Here is an 11,163-nt window from a genome sequence, read left to right as displayed (position 1 = left end):
ACATCGAAAAAACTGACAGGAGGAAATAGAAATCATGAAGGAATACGAGTACCTAGACGAGCTGATCAGCCGCTATCCGGTTCTTGCACCGGTGAAAGCGGATATTCGCACTGCGTATGAGACGATGAAAGAGTGCTATGAGCGCGGCGGAAAACTTCTGATTGCCGGAAATGGCGGAAGCTGTGCGGATTCGGAGCACATCGTGGGCGAGCTGATGAAGGGGTTTGTGAAGAAACGCCCAGTTTCGGAAGAGATAGAAAAGGCACTGAAAACGGTGGATCCACAGATGGGAGCGGAACTTTCCGAAAAGCTGCAGCAGGGACTTCCGGCGATCGCGCTGACCGGCCATGCAGGACTGACCACCGCATTTATGAATGATGTGGACGGCAGCATGACTTATGCGGAACAGGTGCTTGGATATGGAAAAGAGGGGGATGTGTTCCTCGGAATCTCAACCTCGGGCAATTCAAAAAATGTCCTGTATGCAGCCGTGACGGCAAAGGCAAAGGGGCTTAAGGTTATCGGGCTTCTGGGACGCGACGGCGGGCGGATCCGTGGGTACAGCGACACTGCGATTGTCGTGCCGGAGCAGGAGACATTTAAGATTCAGGAGCTGCATCTTCCGGTGTACCATGCACTGTGCCTGATGCTGGAGGAGTATTTCTTTTAGGATATATTTTGTTTCATGGAAAGGAAGTAATGATTCAGCAGGTTCATGAAGAAAACTGGATGATTACAAGGGAAAAGTATGTTATTTGGAAACAGGCCGGCAGACAAAACGGCGAAATGGAGAGTCAGTACCCGCAGCTTTGCAGTGCTGCTTGCCTATACGCTTTTTATCTGGTGGCTGGAAGTGCTGGATCTTCTGGCATGGCTTTTACATGTACCACAGGGAACGGTTTTGTCGCGGGCGGCAGCGCTCGTTTTATGTGGCGCTGTCATGGTGGCAATCGGAAGATTTGAATGGGACCATGCGGGAGTGAGTCCGCTTTTTATAGTGGGAAGCTTGTTCATCTTGGCGTTCTTTTCGGTCAAGGGATTTGCCCCGGATCAGAGCTATGATACGCAGAACTATCACCTGCTGTCGCAGATACCCGGATTTGTGGACAACCTTCATTATCATGTGATACCGGGACGGTTCCAGATGTTCGGTTTCCGGCTGGGCGACCGGATGTTTTATCCATTCAGGGCGCTTTTTGGGCTTCGGATGGGGACAATGTTAAACGCACTGGCGATGCTTGTGATTTATCGTCAGGTAACGGTGTTCCTGAGCATGGAGGCAGACCGGCTGGAAAAAAAATGCAGCTGGTCGAAGCATCTTGCGCCGGTACTGGCATTTCTGATTGTCAGCCGCCTGGAGTTGATTCAGGAGAGCGGCAGCTACATGGTCGAGCTTCTGGCGCTACCATTTCTGCTGGAAATGGTATTTCTGCTTCTGCGCGGGCTGGATGAGGCGAAGCGGGAGCACGAGGCGGTTTTATTCTGCCTGTTTGGTGGAATCCTGTTCTGCCTCAAGATGACGAATATCGTGTATCTGGTGCCGCTGGTGCTTCTGTATCTGTGGAAAATCCGGAAGTATCTGACACCGAAGCTGTTTCTGGGGTGTCTGGTGACGGGGGTGATTCCCGTCAGCGTGTACCTGATTTACAATGGGATAGCGATGAAAAATCCAGTTTATCCTTATTATAACAGCCTGTTTCATTCGCCGTATTTTGGGGAAACGGACTTTAAGGACCCGAGATGGGGACCCAGCAATATAAAAGAATTTCTTTTGTGGGCATATTCGATGATCCGGCATCCAGATTACCGCCTGAGTGAGATCCCGGCGAAATACAACCTGGATCTGGCGCTGATGTATCTGGGAGCGGCGGGAGCCGGGCTCTGCTGGATTTGGAAGCGGGTCAGCAGCAGGACGGGAACCCTATTTCTGCTGTATGCCACATCCTTTATTCTCTGGGCGGCAACGACGGGACACAGCCGCTATTTTATGGGCGGAATCTTATTTGCCGGAATGCTTTGCGGGTGCCTGGTGCTGCAGGGAATGGCTTCCATTTCTCCCAGGCTGACAGGCGGCGTTGTATTTGCGATTATGTTTATAGTTGTTTACGCCGGGCGCGCTTACAATGCCTACACCTGTGTCTGGAACGGCGGGGAATGGGCGATGCGGGCGGTGAGCCGTGAGAGTATCCGCAGCAACCTGCCTTACGTATTTCACGATCATCAGCTGTTTACACCGGAAGAACGTTCCAAGATTGACCGCATTTTCCTGACCTGGTCGGATGTGGGAAGTTATGCGCGGCTTGCGGGCGAAGATGTGCCGGTCTGGAACCGGTATTCGATCGTCAATGAGCTTTCGGAGCAGAAAGACGCCTATATCGATGAAATCGAGGCGGCGATGGAGGCAGGCGAGGGCGTCTATGACATGATCCCGCAGGGACTTGAGACGTTGGAAAGCTATCTGGAATGGATGAATGAGGCGGGATGGTACGTGCATGATATGGAGTATCAGGAAACAATCCTGCAGGGTAGCCAGTCCTTTACACTGGCAGGGCTTGAGATGGCGCATGGACGCGAAAACTGCTGGTACCGCACACAGGAGATTTTCATGGATGCACAGGAACCGGAAAAAGAAGTACCAGAATGGCGCTGGGAGAATACCAGCGGGGACGATCATCCGACTATCCGGGCGGTTCTGTGTGATCCGGACTACTGGGTGCTGAAGCAGCCATTTGAAGTGGAAATCATTGCCTCGGATGGGACAAACAGCCGGACGGCTGCTGTGATCCAGGCGGGACAGAAGGAATATGAACCGATGGAAGTACAGCTTGATCTGACAGGGCTTCAGAGAGAGATAAAATTGGAATTGGTAAGTACAGCTGAGACAAAACGGGCTGTTGTGATCAATCCGGAATGGTCCGCCGGAATGGTGGAAGAGTGAAAACGGGAGGAGAAAAATGGACAAGATAGCGGTATTAATTCCGTGTTATAATGAAGGTCAGACGATTGCCAAGGTGGTCAAGGACTACCGCGAGGCATTGCCGGAGGCAACGATCTACGTATATGACAATAATTCATCGGATCACACGGATGAGATTGCCAGGGAGGCAGGCGCGGTTGTGCGCTATGAATACCAGCAGGGCAAGGGAAATGTCATCCGCAGCATGTTCCGCGACATTGACGCGGAGTGCTATGTCATGACGGACGGCGATGACACCTACCCGGCGGAGGACGCGAGAAAGCTGGCAGACCAGATTTTACAGGGAAAAGCGGATATGGTCATCGGCGACCGCCTTTCTTCGACGTATTTTACCGAAAATAAGCGTCCGTTCCACAATACGGGAAATCGTCTGGTGCGTGGGCTTATCAACCTGATTTTCAAGAGCAATATCAAGGATATCATGACAGGCGCGCGCGCATTTAACTATGAATTTGTCAAGAGCTTCCCGATTCTTTCGACCGGATTTGAGATTGAGACGGAGATGAGCATCCATGCGCTGGACAAGAACTTTAAGCTGGTGGAGATCCCGGTTGGATACCGTGACCGCCCGGAGGGAAGTGTGTCAAAGTTAAATACGTTTTCGGATGGATTTAAGGTGCTACGCACGATCGCGAGACTCTTCCGGGATTACAAGCCATTTGCGTTCTTTGGATGGCTGGGACTCATTTGTTTTGCGATTGCAACGGCATTTTTCGCGCCGGTGCTCAGCGGCTATCTGGCAACCGGCATGGTGCCGAAGTTCCCGACCCTGATCGCGTGTTCCGGACTCTATGTGATTTCGTTCCTGTTGTGGATCAGTGGTGTGATTCTGGAGGTTATTACGAAGAAACACCGTCAGTTATTTGAACTTTACTTGAACCAGCTGAGCATTTTAAAGAGGAGAAACGGATGAAACGCCGTGTATTTTTAGGGCTTCCGGTTATTTTGGGGATTTTGTTTTATATCTGGTATATATTTCATGCCTCGGACAATGTGGCGTATTCGGATTATATCCGGCTGATCAATTCGTATCTGCCGGATGTGACAAATCCGGCGAAATTCTTTGTACCGGATATCCTGACGCGCGTTCCGATCACGTATCTGGGGCGCATTATCAATGTGAAACTATTTGGCTATAATACGTATTTTGATATGATTCTGGGTGTTTTGAGCCTGGGGGCGGGCGCGGCGGTGCTGGCGCTCTACGCAGAGCGGAACCGCTCGGTCGGCTATCTTTCCTTCCTGTTGATTCAGTTTGTATATTTCAGTCTGAATAAATGGGAAATGATGACGAACGGGACCGGCTGGGTCTGCACTCTGTCGATCTCCGGATTTTTATTCCATTTTGCAGTCCTTGACCATGCAGCGGCGACCCGGTGCCGGAATATGTCTGACCGGGTGCTTCTGGCAATTCTGCCGATCCTGCTGGTCGTGCTGGTGGCAGGACCGTACAGCGGCGGCTATGCGGTGATTCTGGTGCTGGCATACGGCGCACTGTGGCTGGCGGATCGGCGCGGGGGTGCTGAAACAAGCAGCCGCTCCTGGAGCCGAAAGTGCCGGAGAACCTGGTGCATCGGGGCATTGACAACGGTTCTTGCGATGGTATTATATCTTTGGAGCAATTCACAGGCAGTTTACGTGCACCGTGGAGCAGTGACTGATGTTTCAATCGCTCAGGAATTTGCCGCCCAGCCGCTCTTTTTCCTGCGGTTTCTGCTGAAAGCGGTGGCATCGTCGGTGATCGGCGTGGCGCAGATTCAGGAGCTGGAGGCAGGAAGCCCCTGGTTTGTCCGGCTGCATCTGGTGTATCTGCTGGGGCTGGCAGTGTTTGTTTCGTATCTGCTGGCACTGTATCTGAATGTGCGGTTTCAGCTTTATAAAAAGACTATTTTTCCGCTTCTGCTGGTTCTCAGCGGCGGCTGTAACCATCTGCTGGTGCTGGCGGCGCGGTGGATTTTCCTGAAGGACGAGTACGGGATGTCCTCGCGGTACGAGATACAGTATCAGATGGGAATTGTAGGAATTCTGCTTACGTTTGCACTCGTCTGGAGTATGTGCCGGGAAAAGGCGCAGGAAACAGAGGCAGATAAGGCGAAAACACGCGCACCGGAGAAACGGGCAGCCCGCACACCTTTAAAGGTCTGTATGCTGGCATTTACCGTGCTGACGGTCTTTGGAAATGCATGGACAACCCGGGCAGAAATCCGGACAGCGCCGTACCGGAAAGCATATTTACAGGTATCAAGGGAGCTGGGACGGAATTACCGGACGGCGAGCGATGAGGATCTGGAAACCTACCTGCATAACGACCCGGATGCAGTGCGGGAGGCGATGAGAATTTTGGAAGAAAACCATTTGAATATATTTCGATAAAAACGATGGACAGAAGGAGAAGTGCAATGAAAGTTGTAATATTAGCGGGTGGATTCGGCACACGAATCAGCGAGGAAAGCCATTTAAAACCAAAGCCAATGATCGAGATCGGAGAACAGCCGATTCTCTGGCATATCATGAAGCACTATTCCCAGTATGGGTTCAATGATTTTGTGATCTGCCTGGGCTACAAACAGTATGTAGTAAAAGAGTATTTTGCTGATTATTTCCTGCATACGTCGGATGTGACCTTCGATCTGGCGAAGAACGAGATGCAGGTGCATAACAACTATTCCGAGCCGTGGCGCGTGACGCTGGTCGATACCGGACTGCACACGATGACGGGCGGTCGTATCAAACGTATCCGCGATTACATTGGGGATGAGACGTTCATGCTGACCTACGGCGACGGCGTTTCCAACGTGGATCTGGACGCGCTGGTGGCATTCCACAAGCAGCATGGCAAGATCGCGACCCTGACCGGCGTCAACATCGGACAGCGTTTCGGTGTCATGGATGTTGACAGCGACGGACACATCCGCGAGTTCCGTGAGAAGAACGATGATGACGGCAAGATCGTCAACGGCGGCTTCATGGTACTCGAACCGGGCGTCTTTGACTATATCGAGGGCGATGATACCGTCTTTGAGAAAGCGCCGTTGGAGCAGCTTGCCAAGGACGGACAGCTGATGGTATACCGCCACGACGGTTTCTGGAAATGTATGGATACCCAGCGTGACAAGATGCAGCTGGAACAGATGTGGCAGGAAGGAAATGCACCCTGGAAGCTGTGGAAATAATATGTTACTGTACACGCATACGTGCCCAGTAACGGAATTTGCCGTGGCTTCGCATTTAAATACGGCAAATTCCTGCTGCCACCACGTTTTCTTACGGCACTTTCGGTTCCAAAAGTGCCTACCCGTGAACAGTAACAATAATATACTGTAAGGGAAAATTCAAGGAATATACACAAATCCTGTAAGAAAGTATGATATAATGAGCGCAAGTGAGCCAGAAAGCTGCTTGCAGATTTATGGCGAACGGCGAATGGCGATCACGATAGCTGCGTCAGCAGCGGTAAGCATCGAAGATGCGAATCGTGATATAATGAGCGCAGAAGAAAAGAATGCGGCTGCGAAGCAGACATATTCTTTTCTTGCGCCATTAACGAACGAACACGAAATAATTAAAAAGAGGAAAACCATGGAACTTTTTGATTTTTATAAAGGAAAACGGGTTCTTGTGACTGGTGACACAGGCTTTAAGGGAAGCTGGCTGGTCCGCATTCTCCATCTGGCGGGGGCGGAGGTGACCGGCTATGCGCTGAAAGCGCCGACCGAGCCGTCGATGTTTGAGATCCTGCATCTGGGGGAGACGATTCACCATGTGGATGGGGATGTGCGCGATTTTGCCCATCTAAAACAGGTGTTTGATGAGACGAAGCCAGAGATTGTACTCCACCTGGCAGCGCAGCCGATCGTGCGCGAGTCGTACCGGGATCCGGTCGGCACGTATGCGGCGAATGTCATGGGTACGGTTCATGTGCTGGAATGCGCCAGACAGTGTGAATCCGTCCGCTCTCTCGTCAATGTGACGACGGACAAGGTTTATGAAAATAAGGAATGGGAGTACGGTTACCGCGAAAATGACCCGCTGGACGGCTATGATCCGTATTCCAATAGTAAATCCTGTTCGGAGCTGGTGACACACAGCTATAAGCAGTCGTTCTTCACGGACGGCCGCTGCGCCGTCTCAACCTGCCGTGCTGGCAATGTGATCGGCGGCGGTGATTTTGCGGCGGACCGGATCGTGCCGGATTGCGTGCGTGCAGCGGAAAAGAAAGAGCCGATCATCGTGCGGAATCCGCATTCGACGCGCCCGTTCCAGCATGTGTTAGAGCCGCTGTTTTTGTATCTGACGGTGGCAAAGGCGCAGTGGGAAAATGCGGAGCTGGCGGGCTGCTACAACGTCGGACCGGATGACTGTGACTGCGTCAATACAGGACGTCTGGCGGATCTGTTCTGTGAAACATGGGGCGGCGGGATGCATTGGATCAACCGCTATGACGGAGGTCCGCATGAGGCGAATTTTCTGAAACTGGATTGTTCCAAAGTGAAAAAGGTATTTGGCTGGAAGCCGCACTTCCATGTAGAAGAGGCGATGGCTGCGACGGTGGAATGGTCGAAGAAGTGGCTTGCCGGAGCGGATATGCGCGAGGTGACGGATGAGCAGATCCGGGCGTATGCGGCTCGGTTTGAAGAAAAATAGATAGATGCAGGCGGCTGCACGAAAGGTGTGTCTGGCAGCAGGCAGAGCTGATACGGCTGCGGCAGAGAACGGTAGCAAAAGCAGGAGGAGAAACATGTCAGAAGAAAAAGTAACCCTGTCGGACGGAAAAGAGGCTGCGCGTCAGCAGATTCTCGATCTGGTGGCAGAGTATTGTGATAAATATCATAATCAGAAAAAAGAATTTACCGAGGGACAGCGGATTCCGTATGCGTCCCGTGTTTACGATAACCATGAGATGGTCAATCTGGTAGACAGTGCGCTGGAGTTCTGGCTGACCTCCGGACGTTACACCGATCAGTTTGAGGCGGGGCTTGCGAACTACCTGGGCGTCAAATACTGTTCCCTTGTAAACTCCGGTTCCTCCGCGAACCTGATCGCATTTATGGCGCTGACTTCCCCATTGCTGGGAGAGCGCCGGGTGTGCCGCGGCGATGAGATTATCACGGTTGCGGCAGGTTTCCCGACGACGGTAACCCCGGCGATCCAGTATGGCGCAGTTCCAGTGTTTGTGGATGTGACGATTCCACAATACAACATCGACGCCGATAAGCTGGAGGCGGCGCTTTCAGAGAAGACGAAAGCGGTTATGATCGCCCACACACTGGGAAATCCGTTTGATTTACAGAAGGTAAAAGAATTCTGTGACCGTCATAACCTGTGGCTGGTGGAGGACAACTGTGATGCCCTCGGAAGCCGCTATGAGCTGAACGGCGAGTGGCATTTTACCGGTACGATCGGAGATATCGGAACGTCCAGCTTTTATCCGCCGCACCACATGACGATGGGCGAGGGCGGCGCCGTGTACACGGACAATCCGCTTTTAAACAAGATTATCCGTTCCTTCCGCGACTGGGGACGCGACTGTGTCTGCCCGTCCGGCTGCGATAACCTCTGCGGTCACCGATTTGACCGCCAGTATGGTGAGCTGCCGCTTGGCTACGACCATAAATATGTATACTCCCATTTTGGATATAATTTAAAGGCGACCGACCTGCAGGCGTCGATCGGCTGCGCGCAGCTTGAAAAGTTTCCATCCTTCGTGGAGCGCAGAAAACACAATTTCGCCCGTCTGAAAACGGGACTTGCCGGAACCGAGGACGCATATATCCTGCCGGTTGCCTGTGAGCATTCCGAGCCGAGCTGGTTTGGTTTCCTTCTGACCTGCCAAGAGGGCGTGGATCGGAACAAGGTAGTCAAATATGTCGAGGAAAAGGGCGTGCAGACGCGTATGCTCTTTGCCGGAAACCTGATCAAGCATCCGTGCTTTGATGAGATGCGGAAAGAAAACTGCGGCTACCGCGTAGCCGGAACTCTGGAAAATACCGACCGTATCATGCGCGATACCTTCTGGGTCGGCGTTTATCCGGGCATGACAGATGAAATGATTGATTATATGGCAAAGACACTTCGTGAGGCATGCCGTCAGTAGGGACGGGGACCGCGGCAATTCACAGGCGGGGAGATACTCTGCCTGTAAGAAAATGCCTGTGAAAATGAGCAGCTGTGACAGAGAATGAACAGTTACAGGAGAAAATGAGGGGACAACCATCATGAATGAGGAAAAATCAGAGAGCCGCAGGGCGGTCAAACTGCCGCCGTATCCGGGGCTTGAGAAGGTTCACCGGGCGAATCTGCGCCTTTTGAAGGAGATAGACCGGATCTGCCGGAAATACAAGATTTCCTATATGCTGGATTCCGGGACACTTTTGGGCGCAGTGCGCCATGAGGGATTTATCCCGTGGGATGATGATGTCGATCTGGCATTTACACGTGCCAATTATGAGATGTTTTTGAAGGTAGCGCCGCGGGAGCTGCCGGAGGGAATGTCCCTGCTGCGCCCGGAGGAGATCCGGGGTGGCAAGGTGTTTTATGATTTTACAACGCGCGTCATCTATGACAACAGCCGCGTCCATGAGGACAATGAGCAGATGCAGTTTTATGAGGGAAAATTAAACCATCTCTGGGTGGATCTGTTCGTCCTTGACCGCCTGCCGGATAGTAAGGTGGGCGCGTGGAGCGCAAAATTTCTTCAGAAGGTTATTTATGGAATGGCGATCGCACACCGTGATCAGATTGATTTCAGCAAATACAGCCTGATGGATAAGCTGCGGGTTGGTGTGCTGGCAGGTGTGGGACACCTTGTCCCGATGCCGGTTTTATTTAAGCTGCAGAGACTTGCAGCGGCGAAGGATCGCAAAAAGAAAACGAAACACTGGTATTACAGCAATTACCAGCCGGATTATCTCTATGTAACGCTGGAGGGCGCATGGTGCGAGCACGCGGTGGATCTGCCGTTTGAGGACACAAAGCTGATGGTGCCGGTGGGCTATGAGCATGTGCTGGAGTGGATTTACGGCGACTATATGACGCTGCCGCCGGTGGAAAAACGGGTTCCGGCACATTCTTCGATAGCGATCGAAATTTTGGATGACCCGGATGCTTAATTGAAAGATGAAATATGAGTAAGAAAGATAAGAAAAAACGGACAGACAGCATGGAAGATAAGAAGAAAAATGAAACCAGACAGTCGACCATGCAGAACAGGATGGAAAATATGAACGGACAGAAACCAAAGACGATCTCGATCGTGATTTCTGTTTACAACGAGGAAAAGGCGCTGCATGAGTTCTATCGGGAGGCAACTCCGGTTTTTGAGGCGCTGCCGTGGAATTACGAACTGATTTTTGTCAACGACGGAAGTGCGGACGCCTCGGGGCAGATTCTGGCAGAACTGGCGGCAGCGGATCCGCGGGTACGTGTGATCAACTTTTCCCGCAACTTTGGCCATGAGGCGGCGATGCTTGCGGGGCTGGATCACAGCATCGGGGAGGGCATCGTGTGTATGGATGCCGATCTGCAGCATCCGCCGGAATGTGTGGCGCAGATAATCGAAAAATTCGAAGAGGGCTATGAGGTTATCAACATGGTCCGGACGAAAAATAAATCGGCTGGATTCATCAAAAACCTGACGTCTTCTGCTTTTTATAAATTTTTGAACAAGATTTCAGATGTGAAGCTGGAAAATAACGCATCCGATTTCTTTGCGCTGACTGCCAATGCGGCGCAGGTGTTAAAGACCAATTACCGGGAAAAAGTGCGTTTCCTGCGCGGCTATGTGCAGAATATCGGATTTAACCGGACGACCATCGAGTATGAGGCGAGAGCCAGGGTGGCGGGCGAGAGCAAGTACAGCATCCGGAAATTATTTAAATTTTCGATCAATACGATTCTCTGCTTTTCGGATCTGCCGCTAAAGCTCGGCATTTACTCGGGAATTATTGTGGGCTTTCTGGGGCTGCTCGTGATGCTGGAAACGATTTATGAGTGGGCGGTCAAAGGAACGCCCAATGGTTACGCGACGATCGTAGTGCTTTTATGCTTTATGTTCGCGATGCTGTTCGTGATTGTGGGAATTATCGGGGAGTATATCGCGATCCTGTTTACAGAATTGAAGGATCGTCCAATTTATATCGTTCATGATACAAAAGGATTTCCGGAAAAGGAAAGCTGACAGGAAGGAA

Annotated in this window: 9 protein-coding genes; all 9 read left to right on the top strand. The window is 51.7% G+C overall.

What is annotated here, in order from left to right:
- Positions 1-34 precede the first annotated feature (34 nt).
- The 9 genes from PG862_RS00380 (at position 35) to PG862_RS00340 (ending at position 11,153) form a co-directional block, all read left to right on the top strand.
- Positions 35-670 (top strand): D-sedoheptulose-7-phosphate isomerase, encoded by a 636-nt coding sequence (locus PG862_RS00380; RefSeq protein ID WP_270487409.1) that lies wholly within the window; start codon positions 35-37, stop codon positions 668-670.
- Positions 671-748: 78 nt separating this feature from the next.
- A complete protein-coding gene (locus tag PG862_RS00375; protein WP_270706178.1) occupies positions 749-2,938 on the top strand; it encodes a hypothetical protein in 2,190 nt (729 codons plus the stop codon).
- A 16-nt stretch (positions 2,939-2,954) separates the two neighbouring features.
- On the top strand, positions 2,955-3,890 hold the full coding sequence (locus tag PG862_RS00370) for a glycosyltransferase family 2 protein (protein ID WP_022360066.1): 936 nt from the start codon (positions 2,955-2,957) through the stop codon (positions 3,888-3,890).
- Entirely contained in the window at positions 3,887-5,350 is a 1,464-nt protein-coding gene (locus PG862_RS00365) for a hypothetical protein (protein ID WP_270706176.1), read from the top strand. The genes PG862_RS00370 and PG862_RS00365 overlap by 4 nt, the downstream gene beginning before the upstream one ends.
- A gap of 26 nt (positions 5,351-5,376) precedes the next feature.
- Positions 5,377-6,150 carry a glucose-1-phosphate cytidylyltransferase gene (gene rfbF, locus PG862_RS00360; RefSeq protein WP_022360069.1) on the top strand — a complete coding sequence of 258 codons (774 nt, stop codon included), beginning with the start codon at positions 5,377-5,379 and terminating at the stop codon, positions 6,148-6,150.
- Positions 6,151-6,556: 406 nt separating this feature from the next.
- The gene (rfbG, locus tag PG862_RS00355) at positions 6,557-7,621 is read left to right on the top strand and encodes a CDP-glucose 4,6-dehydratase (protein WP_270706174.1); all 1,065 of its coding nucleotides are present in this window, start codon (positions 6,557-6,559) and stop codon (positions 7,619-7,621) included.
- 94 nt (positions 7,622-7,715) lie between these two features.
- On the top strand, positions 7,716-9,071 hold the full coding sequence (rfbH, locus tag PG862_RS00350) for a lipopolysaccharide biosynthesis protein RfbH (protein ID WP_270706172.1): 1,356 nt from the start codon (positions 7,716-7,718) through the stop codon (positions 9,069-9,071).
- 121 nt (positions 9,072-9,192) lie between these two features.
- Positions 9,193-10,086 (top strand): LicD family protein, encoded by an 894-nt coding sequence (locus PG862_RS00345; protein ID WP_118469173.1) that lies wholly within the window; start codon positions 9,193-9,195, stop codon positions 10,084-10,086.
- 14 nt (positions 10,087-10,100) lie between these two features.
- The gene (locus PG862_RS00340) at positions 10,101-11,153 is read left to right on the top strand and encodes a glycosyltransferase family 2 protein (RefSeq protein WP_353956893.1); all 1,053 of its coding nucleotides are present in this window, start codon (positions 10,101-10,103) and stop codon (positions 11,151-11,153) included.
- Positions 11,154-11,163: the final 10 nt, after the last annotated feature.

Source organism: Clostridium fessum, assembly GCF_027698965.1.
Classification (GTDB): Bacteria; Bacillota; Clostridia; order Lachnospirales; family Lachnospiraceae; genus Otoolea; species Otoolea fessa.
Note: the sequence above shows the minus strand (reverse complement) of the source record. Positions and strands in the feature narration are given on the sequence as shown.